This window comes from Veillonella parvula, assembly GCF_040097785.1.
Taxonomy (GTDB): Bacteria; Bacillota; Negativicutes; order Veillonellales; family Veillonellaceae; genus Veillonella; species Veillonella parvula_D.
Map to the genome: position 1 here is coordinate 43,898 of NZ_JBBNNS010000001.1, position 23,104 is coordinate 67,001.

Consider the following 23,104-nt stretch of genomic DNA (forward strand, 5'->3'; position numbering starts at 1 on the left):
ATATCATAGGAGATCTTTATGAACACATTAATAGATATTTGTAAGCGCTCCTTCTATTTGAATCTATTTATTGTGGTAATCCCCATTATTGCATATATGATTCATAATGGATCGAGTGCGACCGTAGCACTAGTATGGTATTTATTGTTATCCTTATGTATGCCTTGGGCCTATTTATCATTTAAAAGCAGTACCTTTGATGATGGTAAATCTATAAGTCGCATTGCTTATGTAGTGAGTTGGGTTGTCGTTCATGGTATCAGCTATAAAGGTATTTTTTTAGGTGTTGATTTATCCATGTTGTGGGGATGGCCAACAGTAGGTCGTGATATAGCCTTTTTATTAGCTATGTATTTAAGTGTCACATTTAGCTTGCTTATAGCTTATGGCTTAACTCGATTAGTGGGAGGCTGTAATGAATAAAAGTTTTTGGCTATTTACGTTAATTTGTTCACTTTTTGTAAGTGCTATTACAACAGTACTTTCATTAAGTGGGGCATTATCATTATCCATTTTAGTGTTTCCAGTTTTGTCGCTAGTCATACCAATTATGGTGCGACGACTAAAGAATGCCAAGTTTAACGATGATTTACCGCTAAGCATGGGGTATCATGCTTATAGTTGGGCTTGGTGGATGGTATTTTCGTTTCTTCATACACCATTTAGCTTTAATGTAGATAATGGATTAGCAAAAGCATTACTTTTATTTGTGGTGTATTTTATCGTTCAAGTTCTCATTGAGTTATGTGGTTTATTAGCTACGAAGTTTTTCAATCGTACTTATCGATGGGGTATGATTGATGAAGCATTAGATATAATTGCCTATACTATACCGATTCCGTTCTTGTATATTGGCTCAATCCTATATATAGATTTACAAGATCCGATGGTATATTTTATGTATGCATCATCCATGAATGTAAATATATTATTTGCTGAACTTGTATTATTATTAGTTTCTTTATTGGTCTTTGTATTCTATTTGTATCCAAGAGATTTAGCATATAAGGGTGTACGTTTGTTGCGTATCATTATTACTGCAGGCATATGGCTTGCTATGAACGCTCATATCTTGTATGGTGGTTATATTCCAGAATTTATTTTATCTTTAGTTCCCACCGTTTTTCCAACGTACCAAGGTAATCCACTAGTGTTTGTAACTCCAACTTTATTAGAAGCTGGTATGACCGGTGGAGCAGTGATTATAGGTGCATTGGTAGAGCGTGGTATTATTTCACGACGCCGTGAACGTATTTAATTTCTAGTTTCGACTTATATCCGTAAGGAATGAGAGCGAAGGAGGATCTATGAACAACATTGAACATCCATTGGATGATAACTCAACTGTATCAATCCACGACAATGAAAAACTGAAGCAAGTTGAACGTAAAGAGGCCAAGAAAGAGAAAAAAAGTGGCATTACGATTCGAGAATTGACAATTATTGGTCTACTAGCAGGTATCACTATTGCATTAGGGCTTTCTGGTTATGGTATTATTCCATTAGGGCCGCTAAATGTAACAACTTTACATGTACCAACTCTAATTGGTGCTATTGTAGAAGGACCAAAAGTGGGGGCCTTTGTTGGCTTTATCTTTGGTTGCTATAGTTTGTGGCAAAATATTACAGCTCCTAATATTTTATCCCCACTATTTATTAATCCAATCATTTCCGTATTACCGCGTATACTTTTCCCAGTATTAGCATATTTGGTATATCTATTATTGTGGAAAGCACCGCAAGGTCCGCGTATTATTGTTTCTGCTTTTATGGGGACTGTATTTCATACGATCATGGTTATGGGATTAATCTTCTTACTCTATGCAGATATGTTTGCTCTTAAAATGAATCTTAGTCCAGATCAAGTATTAGGCTCTATTGTATTCTTGTCTGTTACACATGGTATTCCAGAAGCAGTTTTTGCTGCTGTAATTGTAACACCGGTGGCAATGGCTTTACGAAAAGTATTGCGTAAGGATGCTCCTAAGAAAACTAAAGGTGAAGCTATGCGAGACGCAAAAGTTACAGACCATCAATTAGGAGAAACTGAAGTGGTAGAAACCAAATAAGCTGAAGTTGTAGACGAAAATATAACGAAATAGTATTTTACAGGCTTTTTATAAATATGATAAAATAAATATCATTCGATAAGTATTGAGGAGGATAATCATGGCTAAACGTATTCGTACTATCAACACTGAATCCTTACAAAAAACTGCTAAAACTGGCGGTTGTGGGGAATGTCAAACATCTTGCCAATCCGCTTGTAAAACAAGCTGCACAGTTGGTAACCAAGTTTGCAAACAAAAATAATGAAGAGGCTCGCTTAGCGGGCCTTTTTTATTTATGTTTTAAAGACATACATTGTATAGTATATCTTTATGACTCTTTTTATAACGTTTAGTGTGGAAATGTGGTACAATTATCTAGAAAGTTCTATATACTAGAGCTTTTACCATACAAATCAATTGGAGGTACCATGTTAGAATTAAAACCAATGATCCATAAGTTTCGGATGAAGGATAACTATTACTGCTTAGACGTAAATAGTGGTATTATCCATGTTATCGACGAACTCATCGATAGAGTTCTTGACATATATGATGGCACTAATCGCGATGCTGTACATGCTTCGTTAGATGCTAAAGAAGATGCAGTAGAACTAGATGAGATTATGGACGAGTTAGATGAGCTCATCAAAGCGGAGCAATTATTTGCACCGATGAGTAAAGAGTTTAAACTTGTAGTAGGTGAGAAACCTATTGTTAAGGCATTATGCTTAAATATTGCTCATGATTGTAATTTAGCATGCAAATATTGCTTTGCTAGTCAAGGGGATTACGGCGGTGTTAAACGAGAATTGATGAGCTTTGATGTAGCAAAACGAGCTGTGGACTTTCTTATTAAAATGAGTGGACCTCGCCAACATTGCGAAATTGACTTTTTCGGTGGTGAGCCATTGTTGAACTGGGATGTTGTTAAGCAAACGGTTGAATACATTGAATCCATTCAAGAAAAGCACAATAAGATATTTAAGCTTACATTGACTACGAATGGTATGCTTTTAACACAAGATAAAATCGACTATGTAAACAAACACAAGATGAGTTTAGTATTGTCTTTGGATGGTCGTGAATCCGTACATAATGCAATGCGTCCAGTAGCAGGTAGTGGTGCAGAGTCTTATAAATATATTGCTAAAAACCTTATCAACGCAGTAAAACAACGTCACGGTCTTGAATATTATGTACGTGGTACATATACTCATAAAAACTTAGACTTTACTAAAGACGTTATGGCAATGTCTGATCTTGGCTTTGAGCATTTGTCCATGGAGCCTGTTGTCGGTGAAGAAGGGGACTATGTGCTTCGTGAAGAAGATTGGCCAGCTCTAGAGAAAGAATATGAAAAATTAGCAGATATTTATTTACAACGCCAGTTAGAAGGTTGGGGTGAGAAGTTTAACTTCTTCCACTTCCGCATGGATTTATATCGTGGGCCATGTATGGCGAAACGCCTTCGTGGTTGTGGGGCAGGTCATGAATATATGGCAGTCGTACCTAATGGCGATATTTACCCATGTCACCAATTTGTAGGTAAAGATGGATACGTGCTTGGTAATGTGTATGATGGTTTACAAAATACAGAAATTCCTAAAGATTTCCGCAATACACATGTATTCTCCAAACCAACTTGTGCTGAATGTTGGGCGAAATTCTTCTGTTCCGGTGGTTGTCATGCTAACAACATTACATTGGGTGGCGATCTAGAAACACCTTATGAATTTGGTTGTCGTTTACAGAAGAAACGCATCGAATGTGCTATTATGATTCAAGCCGAATTAGAACAAGCTGGTATTGATGGAAGTATTCCTGTTGCATTAGGTTAATTACACTTGATTCTCCGAGTATAGTAGGAGTTTATATGAACCAAAATAGTAATCAAACTACAGAACGCTGGGGAATTCGCTATACCGGTATAGTTCAAGGGGTCGGATTCCGGCCCCTTGTTTCTATGTTGGCCCATTCCCTAGGATTAACAGGTTTTGTATATAATGATAGTCAAGGTGTGTATGTTGAAATTCAAGGTTTTCTAGGTGAATTGCAGTTATTCTTAGATGCTGTTCAAGAGGAGCAACCTCGTTTATGTCGCATTACTAGTCAAACTGTACAGCATCTTACACTTAATATGCATGAAAGTGATTTTGTTGTACAGCCATCTCCATTAGATGAATCCGTGAGTACCTTTATTAGTGCCGATACAGCACCTTGTAATGATTGCCTTAAAGAGTTACAACAAGATAAACGTAGAAAGGAATATCCTTTCATCAACTGTACAAATTGCGGACCAAGGTATACGATTATCAAATCTTTGCCCTATGATCGGGAGCGGACGACGATGAACGAGTTTCCCATGTGTGAAGATTGTAAGGCTGAATATGAAGATATAGAAGGGCGTCGCTATAGAGCAGAGCCAAATGCATGCTCTCGCTGCGGCCCCCAATATACATTGTATAAGCCAGATCGTAAGGCTGTGGATACAGTGAATATATGGAACACTACGCGGGAACTAATTAATGAAGGTAGTATTATCGCAATAAAAGGTGTAGGAGGATATCATCTTGTTTGCGATGCTAGAAATGACGCTGCTGTACAACGCTTACGTAAGCGAAAGAATAGATCGCATAAACCATTAGCGATAATGGTGGGAACTCTAGATATGGCGATTGAGTTAGTACATATTAATGATGTAGAACTAGATATATTGACGGGGATGGAACGTCCTATTGTGTTATTAGAAAAAAATCATAATAGTTCTGTCCATTTGAGCTCTTATGTGGCTCCTGATAATCGTATGTTAGGTGTTATGTTGCCTTATTCACCAATGCATGAGGTGTTATTACCTTCTGATGCGGCATGGGTTATGACCAGTGGTAACAAAAGCGGTGATTCCGTATTATATAACGACGATCAAGCGTTTAATGAACTAGGTGAGGTAGCAGATTATTTCCTCATTCATAATCGTGAAATCTATGCTCCCCTTGATGATTCTGTGGTGGTGGTCATCAATAATAAACCTCGATTTATTCGTCGCAGTCGTGGCTATGTACCTGAGCCAATTCATTGTGACGGTTTAGAACAAACTTCGATATTAGCTATGGGCAGTGATTTGAAAAATGCGTTTGCTGTGAATAAAGGTAGTGAAGTTCTTGTAGGACCCCATATTGGAGATTTAGAGAATGCATCTACTCATAAAACCCTAGAATGGACTATTGAGCGATATAAAAATTTATTTTCTATACAACCAGAAAAGATTATTATAGATAGTCATCCCCAGTTTTTCTCTTCTCGGTTAGGTGAAAAAATAGGCGAAAGTTTCCATCTTTCTGTTGTACCTGTTCAGCATCATCATGCTCATATAGCGTCTGTTATGGCGGAACACAATTTAAGGGGGCTTGTACTAGGGATTGCTATGGATGGTACTGGCTATGGTCCAGATGGAACTATATGGGGGGGAGAATTTCTCCTTTGTAAAGGCAATCAATATCAGAGATTGGCACATATTCATGCGGCTCCATTGCCTGGCGGAGAAAAGGCTGTTACTGAACCTTGGCGACAAGCCTTATGGTATATTCGTAATTATTATGGCGATGATATCCCTTTTGTATATCAAGAATGGATGAAAAAACTTCCAAAGGGATGGGAAATTTTAGATAAAGCATTACAATCTACGATGCCCATGATTCAAGCTACAAGCTGTGGGCGACTATTTGATACTGTAGGTGCTTTATTAGGTCTTGGTATGGTCCATAGTTATGATGCACAAATTGCCATTGCTTTAGAAACTCTATGTGGTGATGAAAAAGGATCATTACTTGCTTACAATTATGATGGACATATTCTTGACTTTACACCTACAGTTCAATCTATTATGGATGGTGTTGTTCGTGGTGAATGTCGAGCTCATTTAGCCGCTTCATTTCATAAAACAATGGCAATAGCACTATGTGAAACGGCTGCAGACTTGATGGAGCGATATAATATTAGTGATGCAGCCATGTCTGGTGGTGTATTTCAAAATCGTAAATTATTAGAATTCATATATAGGACGTGGCATATAGGTAATTTATATATGAATGAAGCGGTTCCTTCTAATGATGGTGGACTTGCTTTAGGACAATTGTGGTTAGGAAGTCAATTATAAATTGTCACGTAGATCTTATTCTTAGACAAATTTATTTAGTAATGTTTTGAATATTGTTTAATCCATATGAGTTGTATAGACAGTTTAAGCTCTAGTTGTTTGTGGCCACTATCACTAAATAATGAGTGTAACTGTGGTACAATAATATTAATTTTATTCATATATTTTGAAGATGTTATATTAAAGTAAATGTATATAAAACTTGTTATAAATGATATAGATAAGGAGATATTATGTGCTTAGCTGTACCAGCGCAATTGATTGCTGTGAATAACGCTATTGGTACCGTTGAATTGACAGGTGCTACCCGTGACTGCAGTTTGCTCCTCGTACCAGATGCAAAGGTCGGGGACTGGTTGTTAGTTCATGCAGGTTTTGCTGTACAAATTGTTGATGAAGAAGAGGCTCAAAAAACATTAGAGGCCTTTAAGGAGTTAGAAGAACTTGAAGAATCTTACTTTGCAGGAAAAGCAGCACACAGCTGATGCTTTGTTAAGGCGCATCAATGCGCTTCATAAGCCCGGTGAAACTGTGCGGCTTATGGAGGTTTGTGGTACGCATACAGTATCGATTTTCCGAGAAGGTCTTCGTCAATTATTGCCAAGTGGCATAGAACTTGTTAGTGGACCAGGATGTCCAGTATGTGTAACTGATCAAACCTATATGGATAAGGCTTTAGCCTATGCAGAACGTGAGGATGTTATTATTGCTACCTTTGGGGATATGTTAAAGGTTCCAGGTAGCTATAGTAGTCTCAATGAAGCTCAAACAAAAGGAGCTCATATCCATGTTATTTATACGCCTTTAGAGGTAATAGAACTTAGCAAAAAATATCCAGAAAAGAAAATAATATTCTTAGCTATTGGCTTTGAAACGACTATTGCGATTATATGTGCTACTGTGAAAGCCGTTCACGCAGCAGGACTTAAGAATGTATTCTTCTTAGTATCTCATAAATTAGTGCCTCCAGCATTGCGTGCACTATTAGATAAACAAGAAGGTCATATCGATGGATTTATTTTACCTGGCCATGTGAGTGTTATTATTGGTGAAGAACCATACCGATTTTTGCCCAAAGAATACGGTATTCCATCTTGTATCGCTGGCTTTGATGGCTTAGAAATATTGTCTGCCATAGCTAATATTTTAGAGCAACGTGAGTCTGGTAATATTGTGGTGGGTAATACGTATCATTCTGTAGTTATGCAGAAGGGAAACCCTGTAGCCCAAGCTATGATCGAGGAAGTATATGAAGTATGCGATGATGTATGGCGTGGTATTGGTGTTATTCCTAACTCTGGTTTAGCATTAAAGGGTGAATATGCAGCTTACGATGTAGAGCTTGTCCTACCTATTAACTTAGATAAACCATCCCTTGATCCTAAAGGCTGTCAATGTGGACGTGTTTTACAAGGCCTTATTAAACCTAGTGAATGTCTGTTATTTGGTAAAAGCTGTACCGCAGATCATCCAGTAGGTGCCTGTATGGTATCTGTAGAGGGTAGCTGTGCTGCATGGTATAAATATGGTTATTCTAGTGGTGGATCGACGTGGGAGGATTAATATGGAACGAGTTCGCTTAGTCCATGGTAATGGTGGACGATTTAGTCATGAGTTGACGGACCGTTTTATTTTGAAATATTTTACAAATGATTTATTGGCGCCCCTACACGATGGTGCCCAGTTTCCTGTTACAGCCGGGCGCATGGCCTTCTCTACAGATTCTTATGTGGTGCAACCTGCGTTCTTTCCTGGTGGTAATATTGGCAAGTTGGCTGTTTGTGGAACTGTGAATGATTTAGCCATGAATGGTGCGATACCTCAATATTTAAGTTGTGGTCTTATTTTAGAAGAAGGTTTGGCCTTTGAAGAGCTAGATGAAATTCTTCGCACTATGTCAGAAATGGCAAAAGCCGCAAATGTTCAAATTGTTACAGGTGATACAAAGGTCGTTAAAAAGGGCGAAGTAGATAAAATCTACATTAATACTGCTGGTATTGGTATGATTCCAGATGGAATAGATATTGGTCCACATCGCGTAAAAGCAGGGCTAGATATCATTTTGTCAGGTGCTATTGGAGATCACTCCATTGCCGTTATGGGGCAACGGTTTGGTTTAGATTTATCTGACTCCTTAACAACTGACTGTGCACCACTAAATAAGATGGTTCAAGCAGTATTAGATAAAGTAGGAACTCAAGTTGCTTTGTTGAGAGATCCCACTCGTGGTGGCCTAGGTACCGTTTTAAAAGAGATTGCTGATCAGAGTCAAGTAGGCATTAAGGTTGAAGAAACGGCTATACCAATTCATGAAGAGGTACAGTCAGTATGTAATATATTAGGGTATGACCCTTTATATTTAGCGAATGAAGGGAAAGTGGTTCTTATTGTAGAGCCATCTATTACGAACGAAGTCCTTAAGATTCTTCATAGCTTTAAAGAGGGCAGTGAAGCTGTTTTAATTGGTAAGACTATAGATAAAAATATTGGTAAGGTTGGTCTACAAACGGCTATTGGAGGTGTTCGTCTGATTGATTTATTAGGCGAAGATCAGGTTCCACGAATTTGTTAAATTTATAATTAATAAAAGTAATTAAACTATATCATTTTGTTAATCTTTTTATTTCAATTTTTGAGCTTTCTAGATGTAGCTTGTATTAGATGTTGACACGATTTATCGTTGATGGTAGCATTAAATTAAGTTGCGTAAAATTCATTAAGAATTCATCGAAAATCTATATTATGTTAGTATCTTTATGTGTAAGTTCTTATACTTTCACTAGAATCTATGTATAGAATTTGTTAAAATATAAGTATCTATAGGAGGCTTATTATGAAAAAGAAGATTATTACAGCTGTTCTAGGGATTTGTTTAACTACAACTGCATTTGGTGGTATCTTGACAACTCAAGCTGGTGGACTTAGCAGCATTCTTGGTGGTGCAGCTAAAATTGGTGGTATCGGCATTGTTGTTAACAAATTTGGTCCACAAATTGACTCTTTCCTAAATAAATTATTGAAACAAAATAACTTGAGTACTGAATATACAACTAAAGTAGTTCCTATTATCAGTATTGGTACAAAAGGTTATATCGGTGCGGCTCAAGTTACTGGGCCTGCTTCTAGCATTGAAGAAGTTAAAGCTGTTGCTCAAGTAGAAGGTAGCTTTAATGGTATGGTTCGTGTAAAAGGATTAGTTCCTGTGAATAGCACAAACCCAGTTGGTGCATCTCGTGTTCAAGGCGTAGGTGTATCTGCGATTATTGATTTGAAAATTTAATGGCCACTGAGCATATAAATTGATAGACTCAGGGAATAAGCACGGTCTTAGGCCCGTGCTTATTCTGTTGTATAACAGTTATACATTAGATACATTGTGGAGGAATTTATGAAGAAACAAGTACTTACACTTTTAATGGCATCCCTAATTTCAGGCACTGCATTTGCCGCTCCTGGTACAGTAACTGAAAAAACAAATGTTTTAGAAACTACTGTATATGGAGCCGTACAAGATGGTGCTGTTGTGGACCGCATTAATCAACTTGATGAAACCGTGTATGGTACTGGTTTCAATGGTAATTCCGCAACATTGAGTAAACGTGTTGACTCCCTCTACAATTCTGTAGAGGGCAGTGGTACTAATATTTCTTTGCGCGAAGAAATGGATGCATTGGAATATACATATCAAAATAGCATTAACGCAGGATCTCTTGTAGACCGTGTAGAAAAGATGGAACGTAGCGTTAATGGTCGCATTGGTAGCGGTTCCTTACAAAAACGTATTATCTCTTTGAAGACAAAGGTATATGGTAGCAATGTGGCTCTTACTAACCAAGTAGGTACATTGTCTGGTAATCAAGTGTTCAAAGTGACTCTAAATGAAGCGGTTTCTTCTAAAACTAGTCATGAAGGTGACACTATATCCTTTACTGTTGCAGAAAATGTAATGGATGGCAATGTCTTATTAGTACCTGCGGGCACTGTAGGTTCCGGAACAATTACTTCTTTGAAAAAGGCTCGTTCCTTTGGTCGTAATGGTGCGTTAGATATTACATTTGATACAATCCCAGCTATTGATGGTACAGAATTTACTGCTGTACAAGGTAAAGAGGCTAAGGATAAAACCCGTAGTGAAGTTAAAGCAGCAGGTGCATCTGTAGCGGGCGCAGTTCTACTCGGTCCTGTTGGGCTTGTAGGGGGCGCTTTCATCAAAGGTAAAAATATTGAGTACCCAGCTGGTGCTACTGTATATGTACAACCTCAAGATTCCGTAACAATTCAAGGTCTTGTTATTGGTGGCGATGGGTTAGCTCATAGTGATGATGAATTAGCTGATGCTGTAACTGTACCTAATACAACAGGTGAATCTGAAGAATATGTAGAAAATAATGATACTGATGAAAATGCAGCTGTAGCTGAAGATACTACAGCAGTTGAGGAGCCAGAAGAACCTGTAGAAAATGTTTCTCAACCTATCGTTGTTGTAAAGCGTAATCAATAATTAACAAATTCTTAAAGTAATAGGAGTTCTAGTAACCATGAGGAAACGTAAAGTACAATGGCTGGCAGCGGCATGTGTTGTTTGTTTAGCACAACCTGTATGGGCCGCTACTGAGTCAACTATTGTATATCAAGATACATTGGATAGCGTAGGTCAATCCTATGCAGGAGAAATTTCTAAAGCATCTACACCTGAATATAGTAATATCCGTGTTGTACGTCGTGGTGAAAAAGCGAAATCTGCTGCTCCTGCTGAACAGTTGCCTACACGTATCGATGCTAATAAAATGTCTTATACTGGCTCTACAGGTGATGTATATGCTCAAGGCGATGTTGTGGTGTCTCAAGGCAATCAAACTTTGATGGCCCCGCGTATTGAAGGTAATACTAAAACTACAGAATATCGTACTGTTGGGGGCTATCGCTATTTGGAAGATGGCGGTAAAACAAAAGATATTACAGGTCAAAATATGACGTATCGCACTAGCGATCGTCACTTTGAGGCAGACCAAGCCATGGGATGGAGCGATCCCTATTATGTAAAGGGCAATAACGCCACTTTTGATGGACAAATAGGCCATATGGAAAAGGGCATGGTCACTACAAAACATGCAATGGCTTTTGTTCATACTCCAGATTATCGTGTGGAGGGTCAAGATATTCAGGTATATCCTGGTGATAAAGTCGTTATTAAAAAACCATCCTTCTATATTAAAAACTTTAAAGTATTATCCTTGCCATCTTATACGACTTCATTGCGTCATGACAAAGAAGGCAAATTTAGTATTTTTTCCTTAATACCAAAACCTACGTATAGTAACGATGATGGTATTGGCTTACATGGTAGTACAGAATATCCCATCGGTAAAAATGGTGAAGCTTATATTGACTATCGTTGGTATTCTAAATCTGGTTTTAAACCACAGGTGGGATATCGTCATTATTTACCTTGGGGGACTGCTTCTGTTGGTTATAGCAAGGAATCTAATGAATATAATGATGAAACAGTATGGGTAGAAAAAATAGGTGAAGCTCGTTTGGATACTCATACATATCATGTAGGAAATTCTCCAATTACTGTACGTGGTGGGGTTAATGCTGGTTATTGGAAAGAGGGCTCTGTAAAAGGTTCTCATAAAGAATATTATGCAGAGGTTTCTCATGATCCGATTAAGCTTGGTAAAAATGCTGATTTACGCTTCTTAGGTGGTTACCAACGTGACTACTATGGTTATGATGGTAGTATCCGTAGTATGCCTTATTGGGGTGCTAGATTCCAATCTAAAGTTGGTAATCGTGCTAATGTATGGGTTAGCTATAATCAACGAAATATAACCTACAATAATTCCCCTTATCGTTTTGACACGACAGAACTTCCAAAAGAGCTTATTTATGGCGGTACGTATAAATTGACTCGCCTAGATGATATTTCTGTAAGTGTTAAGAATAACATGATGAGTGGGGATATTGATTCTGTTTATTATACATGGCATCGTGATTTACACTCCTTCGATATGTACTTAACATATAAAGATGGACATAAAAATAAAAATGATCAATGGAAAATTAAATTTGTAGGTAAAGACTTTTAGTTAGGAGAATACTATGCAACGCATTAGAAAAGCTGTAATTCCAGCAGCTGGTTTTGGTACACGTTTCTTACCAGCTACCAAGGCACAACCAAAAGAAATGCTTCCTATTGTCGATACACCTGCTATCCAATACATTGTAAAAGAAGCTTTAGATTCTGGGATTGAAGAAATTCTAATTATTACAGGTCGTAATAAACGTGCTATTGAGGACCATTTTGATAGTAGTGTTGAATTAGAATTGTTATTACAAAGTCAAGGTAAAAATAAACCATTGGCTATGATCAAGGATTTGGCGGACATTAAAGTTCATTTTATTCGTCAAAAAGCACCTCGTGGACTTGGTGATGCTGTATTGTGTGCAAAAGCATTTATTGGTGATGAGCCGTTTGCAGTATTACTTGGTGATGATATTGTTTACAATCCAGAAAATCCATGCTTAAAACAGTTGATTGATTGCTATAATGAGCATCCTGGTATTATTTTAGGTGCTCAATTTGTACCGGAAGATAAAGTTAGCTCTTATGGTATCGTATCTGGCGAAGCATTGGCTGATAATTTATATCGCGTTGATAACTTGGTGGAAAAACCTAAGAAAGAGGATGCTCCATCTCGACTCGCTGTATTAGGTCGTTATATTTTAACACCAGATATTTTCAATATCTTAGAAGCTACTAAGCCTGGTGTAGGTAATGAAGTCCAATTAACTGATGCATTGGCAGCCTCTAAAACGGATACGTATGCATTAGCATATGAAGGTATTCGCTACGATACAGGGGATAAATTGGGCTATTTAAAAGCCACTGTTGAGTATGCATTGCGCAACGAAGAATTGGGTGAAAGCTTTAAAGCTTACTTAAAAGAGTTAGATCTAAAATAGATAATCTATGAAACTTCCACGTGAGGGGCCTATGATATGTGTCATAGGCTCTTTTTGTTTATAGTTTCAAACTCATTTGATATTTGTTAACATATGAACAATGCCTTTTGTTGACGAATGAAATAATGTTGATTATAATCAAGATATTGAATAAATAAAAGGACTGTGATTATATGAGAACATTATTTAAAGCATTATGTAATAATGATTTGAACCTACCGGGACATAGCGTTATTAAACATATGCATTATGATTCCTCAGGTAGTGATAGAACGGTATGTGAAATTGTATCGAAAGTAGCAAAAACCACCACAATTGGTATTATGGATACGTCTGGCTTCTTAATGGTCGATTTACGACCAGTGCCAAAACAATTTAACATTCGTTCTATTATAAATCAACAGGGAACAGATGGTGCTATATCTTTTTCTAAGGAAGAGGTCATACGATTTGTAAATGATATTAATGATACGAATTCCATCCATCGTGAGAATCCTTATGTTGTTCCTGGCTGCATGATTTTAGAAACGATGTGGGATTTTTGGAATATTAGTAAATCTGCTCTGCAAATGGCAATTTATTTTCATGCACCAGTTATTGCAGATGACAAGGTAACTTTGGTGGAATATCCTGAAGATGCTCATGTAGAAGGTTACATTGGTGATACATTGGCATTTTCGGCTACGTTTTTCGGTGAAAATGAAGATTCATCATCTTTGAAACAAAGATGTATTAGTTAGAGGTAATTATGGAAACAAGACGTTTAACAAAAATGGCTTTATTAACAGCCTTATTATGTATTTCAGCATATATTTCTTTCCCATTGCCATTTAGTCCCGCTATGGTAACGGCTTTGACTTTGGTAGCCACATTAATCGGCTTATTGTTACAGCCTAAGGATGCACTTATCGTATTTATCATTTATATTTTGCTTGGTGCAGTTGGGTTACCAGTATTTGTTGGCGGTACGGCTGGTCTTGGCAAATTGTTGGGACCAACAGGTGGCTTTATTTTTTCTTGGCCAGTTGCATATACATTACTAAGTATATTTAAAGGTTCTAAAAAAAGCTTTTTCTCTTATGCCTGGCGATCTCTTGTGATTACTATTCCTGTAGTGTACCTCTTTGGTGTAGCAGGTTTTATGATTGTTACAAAAACAGAACTTTGGGCGGCCTTGCCTGTAGTCATGTTCCCATTTATTCCTGGAGATATCGTAAAATGTCTGGTTGCTTCTTGGTTAGCAACTAAAGTTAAAATTTAGAATACAATTAAAGTGGCATTCTGCGGGATGCCTCTTTTTTGCTTTTAAGAAGGAGTATATATGTCAGTATATATTCATGGTGGGCTTAGAAGTCCTATCGGCGTTTTAAATGGACAATATAAACATATGAGACCCGAGATTTTGGGCTCTCAAGTAATTGATGAAATAATTAATCGTTATACTATTTCACATATAGATGGAATCTTCTGTGGTAATGCAGTTGGTACTGGTGGTAACCTTGGCCGTCTCATGGGTCTTATGTGTAATTTACCAAATTCTGTGCCTGCTATCACCGTTGATATGCAATGTGCCTCAGCTTTGATGAGTATTGAGATAGCATATGCACATATTGTGTCTGGTATTATGGATTCTGCTATTGCAGGCGGTATTGAAAGTTCGTCGTTACAGCCAGAGCGGGTGTATGCATCTGGGGATGACCGAGAAGGTCCCTATAAGGTAGCTCAATTTACGCCCCAAGATCAATCGCCTTTAGCTATGCTCAAAGGGGCCGAGCGGACTATTCATAAATACAATGTAACAAAGGAAGATTTATATCCGCATATTATTGGCAGTCATCAAAGAGCATCAGCAGCTTTAGATAACCCATATTTACAGTCATATATTATGCCTATTACTATAGATGGTAAAAGATGTATAGATGAATGTATTCGACCTACGATGAACGAAAAACTCTTGTCTAGGATGAAACCTTTGTTGGGAGCTGACTCTATTACAAATGCAGGCAATGCGTGTTTAACTCATGATGGAGCAGCCTTTGTATATTTATCTAATAAAAAAGGGCCTTTTAAAATTCATAGCGTCAAACCTTGGGCAGGAAATCCCCAGTTTAGTCCAGAGGGTGCCCTTGAAAGCACAGAAGCCATTTTAAAACGTACAGGTTTAACTATGGATGATATTGACGTAGTGGAATGGAATGAAGCCTTTGCCATTATTGATGTTCTTTTTGATAAGACTTATCCTAATCATATTGGGAAATATAACATGTTTGGTGGAGCGTTAGCTTATGGGCATCCCTATGGATGTTCTGGCGCCATATTAGTGCTTCACTGTATGGCTGCTTTAGAATCTTGTGGTGGTCGTTATGGTTTATGCGCTATTGCTGGTGCAGGAGGCACAGGATCGGCTTTAATTATGGAACGTATGTAATATGACAATTATTGAACGCTTACAACAGAATAAAGAGTTAGAGCCCCATAAAATTGCCCTAATCGTAGATGACATACAATATACATATGGTGAACTATATGATGCTATTCTATCGGTAGATATTAATAATACAAGTCACATTGTAAATTTTACTCAGTCTAAAGAGACATTAAAAACTAAGGTTCTTTTAATTAAGGAATTGTCGTTTGTTGAACAACTTACACAGTGGCTTGGGGCAATATATAAAGATAATATTCCTATGGTATGTCACAATGAGATGGATAAGGCTTATGTAGATGAGCTAGATCGTATTATAGCCTATGAAGGTGTACCGCCATTAGCTGATTTTGGAGTACTTACATCGGGGACTACGGGACGACCAAAACCTTTGTGGAGACGAGAGAGGTCTTGGCGTGATTTTTTTGATATTCAAAATAATATTTTTCATATAAACAAAGATGTTAAAATCTTTTTACAAGGGAGTTTTAGTTTCACAGGTGTTAGCAATATGGTTATTGCCGCTTTATGGGCTGGAGGGACCGTTGTTACTACGAGTTCATTGCGTCCTAGTAGATGGATACAGCTCATAGAGGAATACAATGTAGACCATATATATGCATTACCAACAAAACTACGATTATTGGTACGACACTGTAAAAGTAATTTATCATCTATTAAATATATAATTGCAGGATCTCAAGTTCTAGATCGACAATTAATGGAACAGTTACAACATATATGTCCTGATATGGAGTTTATCTTGTACTATGGCGCATCAGAGCTTAACTATATAACGTATTGTACAGGTAAGGAATGGCTAGAGCGAGAAGGTACGGTGGGGAGACCATTCCCAACCATACAGATAGCAGAGACTGATAATGTTATTTATGTGACCACAAAATATCATATTGAAGGGATTCCTAATACATATACTGTAAATGATTGTGGATATATCGATAGCGATGGTTATCTAATGTTTAATGGGAGAGCAGGCGACGTAATCAATAAAGGGGGATATAAAATTTCTATTCCAGAGATGGAATTGTATTTACAATCCTTACAAGGGGTTTCCGAGGTTGCTATAATTGATATTACTGATGAGATACGAGGGGAAGACTACGTAGTTTATATGGTGCTAGATGGTGAGGCTAGATTGAATGAAGTTATAGACTTTATTCATAATAAAAGGCCTTCTGTGGAGTGGCCAAAAGCTATAATAGAAGTTCCTATGCTACCCCTTACGGAATGCTCAAAAGTAGATAAACGAAAGCTAAAAGAGTGGTATAATAAAGGGTAAACATTTTTTGTACTACAAGGAGGCATCATGCAGATTAATAAGGCGGCGCTAGAGATTTTCGACTTTACATCCTCGTTAGCTGTATATTCTGAACATGAATTAAAGGTTGGGGATCAAGCTATACAAGATTATATAGCAAATCATGTAGTTAAGGCTTTTAAAGATCCAGGGGCTAGAACCGGAACCTTACATGATGCGAGCCCTGTGGGCAAACAATTATTAGATTATAAAAATGGAGAGCTTAAGTTTATTGATTTATGTAAGAATTTAGGTGAAAGCTTATTTTCATACATGAAACAAGCTACTGATTCTGTTGTTATTGATACAATTATCTGTGAAGCCGTTACGGATACGCCTTATGTTTGTATTCTTTTGTGTCAAGCTCATGATGCTTTTACCCATCAATTATTCAGTGAAGATGATGGTACATTGGCTACAGAACTCGTTTCTCATAAGGCTGTGTTGCCGATGCCGTCACAGAAGTTACGTGCCTTTGCATCCATTAATTTGCATGATTTTAGCGTTCGAATTTTTGAACCTAAAGGGGAATTTGATGGTGAGGTATCCTATATCCTAGCAGATAAGGTTTTGCAATTAGGGACTAATCAATCCTCGCGAGATACGGTGAGAAAGGTAAAGACTATCGTAGATAAGGTGGCTCAAGCTCATGAGTCTGATGGCGTTGTTGAGTTGACAACCGCTAAATCTATGATTGCTAAAAATGCAGAAGTATCAGATACCGTTGATCCTGTTCGTATTGTAGAAGAGGTATTTAAAGCGAATCCTATTCAACAAGAGGCGGCAAAAAAAGAATTAGCTGATGCGGATATGCTGCGTCCTTTGCCAGTCAATCGTGAGTTTGCCACGAAGGTTGGAGAGCATCATAAGATTAAAACAGATACAGGTATTGAGATTTCATTTCCTGTAGAATATATGAAAAATCGTGAGTTTATTGAGATAAAAACTAATGATGATGGTACCTTGCGTATTGAATTAAAAAATATTAATAAAATCGTAAATAAATAGTAATGAAAAATTATATTTGTCTATAGAAATATATTATGTAATGATTAAATTTATTTGCTATGCTAGTATATGGAGGTTATGATGAGTAAAGAGAAACATAAAAAAACAAACGCATTACGTATTTTAGATACTCATAAGATACTTTATAGTATTAGCGAATATGAGTGGTCTGAAGAGCGTGCTGCTGGCCTTCATGTAGTAGAAGCATTAAAACTCGATGAGAAACAAGTCTTTAAAACATTAGTTGGCAAAGGTGACAAAACTGGATATGTAGTATTCTGTATTCCTGTGGCTGAAGAGTTAGATATGAAACAGGCAGCACGTGTTAGTCATAATAAGTCTGTAGAGCTTGTTCATGTTAAGGATTTGTTAGGTATTACAGGTTATTTGCGCGGTGGATGTTCTCCAGTAGGCATGAAAAAAGCATTTCCTACCTATTTTGATGCTACTATGGAACCCCAAAAGTTTGTATATGTAAGCGCAGGTTTACGCGGTATGCAAATGAAGGTAAATCCAAAGGATTTGGCATCTGTTGTAAATGCTGAATTTGTTGAACTGACAATGGACCATTAAGGGGGGGCGTATGGCAAAAAAGTTTTATGCTGTTCGTCAGGGTCGTGTACCAGGAGTTTACACTACATGGTCTGACTGTGAAAAACAAGTAAAGGGCTATGGTGGTGCTATCTACAAATCATTTTCCACAGAAGCCGAAGCACGTGCTTTTGTAGAGGATTCAGGTTTGTCTTTAAGTGATTTTATGAGCGCTAAAAAGAGTGAACTTAAATCGCCACAAGAAGTGAAGTTTAAATCTAAAAATTCTAGGCCTATAGTTTCTAGTTCTAGTATTCAAAGTAAAGTATCAGCAAATGTTGTGAAACCAGATTTTACTACTCCAAACTATATGGTTGCGTATATCGATGGTAGTTATAATAAAGAGACCAATACTGTTGGGGCAGGTGGGGTTATCTTTTTGAATGGCAAGAGGAAAACTTTTTCTTTTTCCTCTACTGATAAACGATATACATCGTTTTGGAATGTAGCTGGCGAGTTGTTGGCTGCTATGCATGTTATGAAATACGCCGTTGATAATGGGATTTCTGAATGTTCACTTTACTATGATTATATGGGCATAGAAATGTGGGCTACTAAGGGATGGAAACGTAATAATGAGCTAACCCAAGAGTACTCAGCATTTTATGATTCTATAAAAAATCGTGTGCGAGTTTACTTTCACAAGGTGGCTGCTCATACGGGCGATACATATAATGAAATGGCTGATGCACTAGCAAAACAAGGTGCAGGTATTTAAAGATGTTAGAAGGGAGGGCGCTATGAATATATGTGTTACTGGTGGGGCCGGATTTATTGGTTCCCATTTAGTTGATAGATTAATTGAATTAGGTCATGATGTACTCGTTATAGATAATTTATCTACAGGTATGCGCTCCTTTGTACATGAAGATGCTCAATTTATTGAGATGGATGTACGAGATCCAAAATTACTATCTGTATTTGAAGAGTTTAAGCCGTCTATTGTTTTCCATGAAGCGGCGCAAACAATGGTACAATCCTCCATGGAGAACCCAAGTTATGACTGTGATGTAAATCTAATAGGGCTTATTAATGTTCTCGATGCTTGTCGTAAAGTGAATGTTGAACAATTTTTAATGCCTTCATCAGCTGCTGTATATGGCGACTTGGCAGTATTGCCATTGACTGAAGACTTGAGTGGTATGCCTTCGTCTTTTTACGGCTTAACAAAGCTTACTGCAGAAGGCTACTTGCGAATTTATCATGAAGCTTTTGGATTAAATACAGTATGCTTTAGATATGCTAATGTATATGGACCACGTCAAGGTGATGGTGGTGAAGGTGGTGTTATCAGTATTTTCAACCGCTTGATTGTCGAAGGGCAACCATTAACTGTATTTGGTGATGGTGAGCAAACTAGAGATTTCATTTATGTAGATGATGCGGTAGATGCTAACATTAAGGCTATGGGGAATGGTCAATGCACAGGTATTTATAATATATCTACCAATAAGGGAACATCTGTGAATGAGTTGATTACGCGATTCCGGACTATTAGCGGGACAGATTTTATGGTTTATTATGAAGATGAGCGTATAGGAGATATTAAACATTCGCGCTTAAGTAATGTGAAAGCTGAACGTGATTTTGGCTTTACTGCTACTACAACATTAGAGGACGGCTTACAAAAGACATTAGAATACTTTAAAGCTCATCATAAGTAAGGGGTATAAGGTTTGGGGATATGAGTGATACGCAATTTTGGGTGACCGTAGGTATATGGAATTTTATCGTATTTAGCCTGTATGGATATGATAAATTATGTGCCATTAATGGATATGATCGGATTTCAGAGTTCACATTACTATTTTTAGCTTTTGCCTTTGGTGGTGTTGGTGCTTTATTAGGTATGGTCCTATGGCGTCATAAGACATTAAAAATTAAATTTAAATTAGCCATCCCTTTTGCATTACTTTGGTCTGTATATGCAGTCGGATTCGGTTATGGCTTGTGGGTAAAATGATTGTATAAACTAATATTTTATTCATTCTTTTATGGTATAATAAAAGAATATTGTACATAAAATGTCAGTGAAGGAGATATTTGATGTTGCGATTACAATCAGGTTTTGCGTTAGATTATGCTAATATATATAATGAAAGTTGCATACAAGAACGCGATGTGAATAATTTTGAACGAGCTATACAAAATGTATGGCGTCATACAAATATTTTGCGTTCTACAGGCTTCGAAGAAGGTCATGTTTCTAAAGATGGTTTACCTGAACCTGTGTTGTTTTACCAACTTCCATATATTTCAGAAGATGGTATCAATACACCAGATATGTTAGAGCGGCTCTACGAATTACGTGACTATGCACGCCATAATATTGATACGGTTGTATCTCTAGGTATTGGGGGCTCCTATTTGGGAAGCAAAGTTATTTTTGATGTGCAATGTGGAGCATTTTGGAATAACTACAGTGCAGAGGAACGCGACGGCTATCCTAGAATGTACTTTGCAGGCTTTAATGTGGATGGTGATTACTTAGTAGGGCTAATTCGTACGTTAGAGTGTCAAGCTCAGAAAAAAGGTCCTGATTATAAGGTGATGCTCGTTATTAATTCTAAGTCTGGATCTACCATTGAACCTATGGCTAACTTCATGATTTTGGAGAAGGCTTTACAAGATCGTAATATTAACTACGAAGTGATAGCTGTTACAGATGTATCTGATGATGAACATCCTACGATTTTACGATCTATGGCGATAGAAAATAATTGGAAGACCTATAGTATTCCTTATGGCGTAGGTGGTCGTTTCTCTGTATTTACAGAAGTTGGTTTTGTAACGGCCGCTCTTGTAGGATTTGATATTGAAGGATTTTTAGCTGGTGCTGCATCTATGGATGTAGCATGTCAAGAAGAAGACATTTTTAAAAATCCAGGCCTTTTAAGTGCATTATTGAAATATATTGCATCTGAACGATATGGTCGTATTATAGAGGTGTTTATGCCTTATAGTGAAGCACTCCACTCATTATCTGATTGGTATGTACAGCTCCTATCCGAATCTCTTGGAAAAATGAGTAATACTTGTCTACCATATGGCCGTACGCCAGTAGCTGCAGTAGGTACTATGGATATGCATGCTCAAGTTCAAGAGCATCAAGAGGGGCGCCTAAATAAGGTAGTTCAATTTATTAAGGTTAAGGACTGGAAACATAATCTCATTGTTCCAGATTCTTATAGTCAATATGAACGTTTACACTCTCTATCTGATGTAGGCATTTGTGATATTTTAAACATTGCTTTAGATGCTAATAGAGAAGCCTTGTCTAGTGACAATCGTTTTAACATGACTATAACTGTACCAACATTAAACGCATTCCATTTAGGGGAAATTATGTTTATGCATTGTTGGGCCGTTTATTTTGAGTCCATTTTTGCGGGCGTTGATGCTTTTGATCAACCAGGGGTAGAGGTTTATAAGCGTCTCATTGGGCCCAAATTGGCTCGAGCAAAGGATGTACATAATTCATGAGGGGGAACTATGAATATTTTAGTAACAGGTGGTGCTGGTTATATTGGGAGTCATACTGTACGTGCTTTACAACAAGCAGGATATACACCAATCATTGTAGATAATTTATCTCGAGGGCATGTAGAATCTATTCCTGAAGGGGTAAAGTTCTACAATATGGATATTGCAGATCCTAAACTAGTAGGCATTATGAAAGAACATAACATCCTAGGTGTAATGCATTTTGCTGCTCACTCACAAGTTGGTGAATCCATGCAAAATCCAGCTATTTATTATGAAAATAATGTAGTTGGTTCCTATCACCTTATTGAGTCTGCTCGTACCGCAGGTATAAAGCATTTTGTATTTTCTAGTACGGCTGCTGTGTATGGTGAGCCAAAGGTAGTGCCTATTCGTGAGGATGCTCAACTGCAACCAACAAATGTATATGGTCGCACTAAATTGATGATAGAAGAAATGATGTCTGATTATAGTTCTATCTATGGTTCTACATATGTTGCGTTGCGTTATTTCAATGCGGCCGGTGCAGATCCGTCTGGTATGATTGGAGAAGACCATCATCCTGAAACTCATTTGATTCCACTTGTGTTAGATGCGGCTCGCGGTAAAAGAGAGCATATAACTGTATTTGGTACTGATTATGATACGGCTGATGGCACATGTGTACGCGACTATATTCATGTCAATGATTTAGCAACTGCTCACGTATTGGCTATGGACTACTTACGTAAAGGCGGAGAATCTCAAGTATTTAATCTTGGTAGTGGCAATGGATTCTCTGTAAAGGAAATCATCGAGACTGCAAAAGAGGTTACAGGTATCGATATTCCTGTTCAATATGGTGATCGCCGTGCTGGTGATCCAGGAACATTAATTGCATCCTCTGAAAAAATTAAAAATTTACTTGGTTGGGATCCTAAATTTAGTAATGTTGCTGATGTTATCAAAGATGCATGGCATTGGCATACATCTCATCCAGATGGGTTTAGTAGTAAATAAAGAACAAATAGTTTTGATTTGTCAATATAATGAATGACTCTATTAGTCACCGTGGTGACTGGTAGAGTCATTTTTTTGTAGGATTTTAAAAGAGCCTCCTAGAATAT

The 23,104-nt window shown here is 37.4% G+C and carries 24 protein-coding genes; all 24 read left to right on the forward strand.

All coding sequences use genetic code 11. The features are described from left to right. Window positions 1-18: 18 nt before the first annotated feature. The 24 genes from AAA071_RS00190 to galE all read left to right on the forward strand — a co-directional run bounded on the left by AAA071_RS00190 (window position 19) and on the right by galE (window position 22,997). Entirely contained in the window at window positions 19-423 is a 405-nt protein-coding gene (locus AAA071_RS00190) for a hypothetical protein (protein ID WP_287518799.1), read from the forward strand. Then, window positions 416-1,258, forward strand: coding sequence for a hypothetical protein (locus tag AAA071_RS00195; protein ID WP_105086579.1), 843 nt, complete (start codon window positions 416-418; stop codon window positions 1,256-1,258). Before AAA071_RS00190 ends, AAA071_RS00195 begins: the two co-directional genes overlap by 8 nt. Window positions 1,259-1,307: 49 nt before the next feature. Further along, complete coding sequence (locus tag AAA071_RS00200; protein WP_287518801.1) at window positions 1,308-2,069, forward strand: ECF transporter S component; 762 nt, start codon at window positions 1,308-1,310, stop codon at window positions 2,067-2,069. Window positions 2,070-2,169: 100 nt separating this feature from the next. Then, window positions 2,170-2,313 (forward strand): six-cysteine ranthipeptide SCIFF, encoded by a 144-nt coding sequence (gene scfA / locus AAA071_RS00205; protein WP_004693318.1) that lies wholly within the window; start codon window positions 2,170-2,172, stop codon window positions 2,311-2,313. 166 nt (window positions 2,314-2,479) lie between these two features. Further along, on the forward strand, window positions 2,480-3,889 hold the full coding sequence (gene scfB / locus AAA071_RS00210) for a thioether cross-link-forming SCIFF peptide maturase (protein WP_119562816.1): 1,410 nt from the start codon (window positions 2,480-2,482) through the stop codon (window positions 3,887-3,889). A gap of 35 nt (window positions 3,890-3,924) precedes the next feature. Further along, window positions 3,925-6,204, forward strand: a complete 2,280-nt coding sequence (hypF, locus tag AAA071_RS00215) for a carbamoyltransferase HypF (RefSeq protein WP_287518546.1) — start codon at window positions 3,925-3,927, stop codon at window positions 6,202-6,204. 233 nt (window positions 6,205-6,437) lie between these two features. Further along, entirely contained in the window at window positions 6,438-6,689 is a 252-nt protein-coding gene (locus AAA071_RS00220) for a HypC/HybG/HupF family hydrogenase formation chaperone (protein ID WP_287518548.1), read from the forward strand. Further along, window positions 6,649-7,767, forward strand: coding sequence for a hydrogenase formation protein HypD (gene hypD, locus AAA071_RS00225; RefSeq protein WP_287518550.1), 1,119 nt, complete (start codon window positions 6,649-6,651; stop codon window positions 7,765-7,767). The genes AAA071_RS00220 and hypD overlap by 41 nt, the downstream gene beginning before the upstream one ends. A gap of 1 nt (window position 7,768) precedes the next feature. Further along, on the forward strand, window positions 7,769-8,776 hold the full coding sequence (hypE, locus tag AAA071_RS00230; protein ID WP_004697095.1) for a hydrogenase expression/formation protein HypE: 1,008 nt from the start codon (window positions 7,769-7,771) through the stop codon (window positions 8,774-8,776). Between the two features lie 261 nt (window positions 8,777-9,037). Beyond that, window positions 9,038-9,484 (forward strand): hypothetical protein, encoded by a 447-nt coding sequence (locus AAA071_RS00235; protein ID WP_004697051.1) that lies wholly within the window; start codon window positions 9,038-9,040, stop codon window positions 9,482-9,484. 108 nt (window positions 9,485-9,592) lie between these two features. Next, on the forward strand, window positions 9,593-10,705 hold the full coding sequence (locus AAA071_RS00240; protein ID WP_038125303.1) for a hypothetical protein: 1,113 nt from the start codon (window positions 9,593-9,595) through the stop codon (window positions 10,703-10,705). Between the two features lie 37 nt (window positions 10,706-10,742). Further along, the gene (locus tag AAA071_RS00245) at window positions 10,743-12,296 is read left to right on the forward strand and encodes an LPS-assembly protein LptD (protein ID WP_004697340.1); all 1,554 of its coding nucleotides are present in this window, start codon (window positions 10,743-10,745) and stop codon (window positions 12,294-12,296) included. Window positions 12,297-12,309: 13 nt separating this feature from the next. Next, entirely contained in the window at window positions 12,310-13,173 is an 864-nt protein-coding gene (galU, locus tag AAA071_RS00250) for a UTP--glucose-1-phosphate uridylyltransferase GalU (protein ID WP_004693334.1), read from the forward strand. Between the two features lie 242 nt (window positions 13,174-13,415). Then, complete coding sequence (locus AAA071_RS00255) at window positions 13,416-13,913, forward strand: hypothetical protein (RefSeq protein ID WP_349233989.1); 498 nt, start codon at window positions 13,416-13,418, stop codon at window positions 13,911-13,913. Window positions 13,914-13,921: 8 nt separating this feature from the next. After that, window positions 13,922-14,434 carry a biotin transporter BioY gene (locus tag AAA071_RS00260; protein WP_004693338.1) on the forward strand — a complete coding sequence of 171 codons (513 nt, stop codon included), beginning with the start codon at window positions 13,922-13,924 and terminating at the stop codon, window positions 14,432-14,434. Between the two features lie 60 nt (window positions 14,435-14,494). Further along, window positions 14,495-15,601 (forward strand): acetyl-CoA C-acyltransferase, encoded by a 1,107-nt coding sequence (locus AAA071_RS00265; protein ID WP_004693340.1) that lies wholly within the window; start codon window positions 14,495-14,497, stop codon window positions 15,599-15,601. Between the two features lies 1 nt (window position 15,602). Next, window positions 15,603-16,898 (forward strand): AMP-binding protein, encoded by a 1,296-nt coding sequence (locus tag AAA071_RS00270; protein WP_349233990.1) that lies wholly within the window; start codon window positions 15,603-15,605, stop codon window positions 16,896-16,898. Between the two features lie 27 nt (window positions 16,899-16,925). After that, entirely contained in the window at window positions 16,926-17,924 is a 999-nt protein-coding gene (locus tag AAA071_RS00275; protein WP_024061215.1) for a nucleoid-associated protein, read from the forward strand. An 81-nt stretch (window positions 17,925-18,005) separates the two neighbouring features. Then, entirely contained in the window at window positions 18,006-18,497 is a 492-nt protein-coding gene (ybaK, locus tag AAA071_RS00280) for a Cys-tRNA(Pro) deacylase (protein ID WP_058948419.1), read from the forward strand. Window positions 18,498-18,507: 10 nt separating this feature from the next. Continuing rightward, window positions 18,508-19,233 carry a ribonuclease H1 domain-containing protein gene (locus AAA071_RS00285; RefSeq protein ID WP_008713648.1) on the forward strand — a complete coding sequence of 242 codons (726 nt, stop codon included), beginning with the start codon at window positions 18,508-18,510 and terminating at the stop codon, window positions 19,231-19,233. A 22-nt stretch (window positions 19,234-19,255) separates the two neighbouring features. Further along, a complete protein-coding gene (locus AAA071_RS00290) occupies window positions 19,256-20,179 on the forward strand; it encodes an NAD-dependent epimerase/dehydratase family protein (protein ID WP_349233991.1) in 924 nt (307 codons plus the stop codon). A gap of 20 nt (window positions 20,180-20,199) precedes the next feature. After that, window positions 20,200-20,478, forward strand: a complete 279-nt coding sequence (locus tag AAA071_RS00295) for a DUF1294 domain-containing protein (RefSeq protein ID WP_058948421.1) — start codon at window positions 20,200-20,202, stop codon at window positions 20,476-20,478. An 83-nt stretch (window positions 20,479-20,561) separates the two neighbouring features. Then, entirely contained in the window at window positions 20,562-21,998 is a 1,437-nt protein-coding gene (locus AAA071_RS00300) for a glucose-6-phosphate isomerase (RefSeq protein WP_287518508.1), read from the forward strand. Between the two features lie 9 nt (window positions 21,999-22,007). After that, entirely contained in the window at window positions 22,008-22,997 is a 990-nt protein-coding gene (gene galE, locus AAA071_RS00305; RefSeq protein ID WP_270278885.1) for a UDP-glucose 4-epimerase GalE, read from the forward strand. Window positions 22,998-23,104 lie beyond the last annotated feature (107 nt).

Excerpts from the sequence above, each read along its gene's own strand:
- AAA071_RS00190 (WP_287518799.1), top strand. The coding sequence starts at position 19 with ATGAACACATTAATAGATATTTGTAAGCGCTCCTTCTATTTGAATCTA.
- AAA071_RS00195 (WP_105086579.1), top strand. The coding sequence starts at position 416 with ATGAATAAAAGTTTTTGGCTATTTACGTTAATTTGTTCACTTTTTGTA.
- AAA071_RS00200 (WP_287518801.1), top strand. The coding sequence starts at position 1,308 with ATGAACAACATTGAACATCCATTGGATGATAACTCAACTGTATCAATC.
- scfA (WP_004693318.1), top strand. The coding sequence starts at position 2,170 with ATGGCTAAACGTATTCGTACTATCAACACTGAATCCTTACAAAAAACT.
- scfB (WP_119562816.1), top strand. The coding sequence starts at position 2,480 with ATGTTAGAATTAAAACCAATGATCCATAAGTTTCGGATGAAGGATAAC.
- hypF (WP_287518546.1), top strand. The coding sequence starts at position 3,925 with ATGAACCAAAATAGTAATCAAACTACAGAACGCTGGGGAATTCGCTAT.
- AAA071_RS00220 (WP_287518548.1), top strand. The coding sequence starts at position 6,438 with ATGTGCTTAGCTGTACCAGCGCAATTGATTGCTGTGAATAACGCTATT.
- hypE (WP_004697095.1), top strand. The coding sequence starts at position 7,769 with ATGGAACGAGTTCGCTTAGTCCATGGTAATGGTGGACGATTTAGTCAT.
- AAA071_RS00235 (WP_004697051.1), top strand. The coding sequence starts at position 9,038 with ATGAAAAAGAAGATTATTACAGCTGTTCTAGGGATTTGTTTAACTACA.
- AAA071_RS00240 (WP_038125303.1), top strand. The coding sequence starts at position 9,593 with ATGAAGAAACAAGTACTTACACTTTTAATGGCATCCCTAATTTCAGGC.
- AAA071_RS00245 (WP_004697340.1), top strand. The coding sequence starts at position 10,743 with ATGAGGAAACGTAAAGTACAATGGCTGGCAGCGGCATGTGTTGTTTGT.
- galU (WP_004693334.1), top strand. The coding sequence starts at position 12,310 with ATGCAACGCATTAGAAAAGCTGTAATTCCAGCAGCTGGTTTTGGTACA.
- AAA071_RS00255 (WP_349233989.1), top strand. The coding sequence starts at position 13,416 with ATGCATTATGATTCCTCAGGTAGTGATAGAACGGTATGTGAAATTGTA.
- AAA071_RS00260 (WP_004693338.1), top strand. The coding sequence starts at position 13,922 with ATGGAAACAAGACGTTTAACAAAAATGGCTTTATTAACAGCCTTATTA.
- AAA071_RS00265 (WP_004693340.1), top strand. The coding sequence starts at position 14,495 with ATGTCAGTATATATTCATGGTGGGCTTAGAAGTCCTATCGGCGTTTTA.
- AAA071_RS00270 (WP_349233990.1), top strand. The coding sequence starts at position 15,603 with ATGACAATTATTGAACGCTTACAACAGAATAAAGAGTTAGAGCCCCAT.
- AAA071_RS00275 (WP_024061215.1), top strand. The coding sequence starts at position 16,926 with ATGCAGATTAATAAGGCGGCGCTAGAGATTTTCGACTTTACATCCTCG.
- ybaK (WP_058948419.1), top strand. The coding sequence starts at position 18,006 with ATGAGTAAAGAGAAACATAAAAAAACAAACGCATTACGTATTTTAGAT.
- AAA071_RS00285 (WP_008713648.1), top strand. The coding sequence starts at position 18,508 with ATGGCAAAAAAGTTTTATGCTGTTCGTCAGGGTCGTGTACCAGGAGTT.
- AAA071_RS00290 (WP_349233991.1), top strand. The coding sequence starts at position 19,256 with ATGAATATATGTGTTACTGGTGGGGCCGGATTTATTGGTTCCCATTTA.
- AAA071_RS00295 (WP_058948421.1), top strand. The coding sequence starts at position 20,200 with ATGAGTGATACGCAATTTTGGGTGACCGTAGGTATATGGAATTTTATC.
- AAA071_RS00300 (WP_287518508.1), top strand. The coding sequence starts at position 20,562 with ATGTTGCGATTACAATCAGGTTTTGCGTTAGATTATGCTAATATATAT.
- galE (WP_270278885.1), top strand. The coding sequence starts at position 22,008 with ATGAATATTTTAGTAACAGGTGGTGCTGGTTATATTGGGAGTCATACT.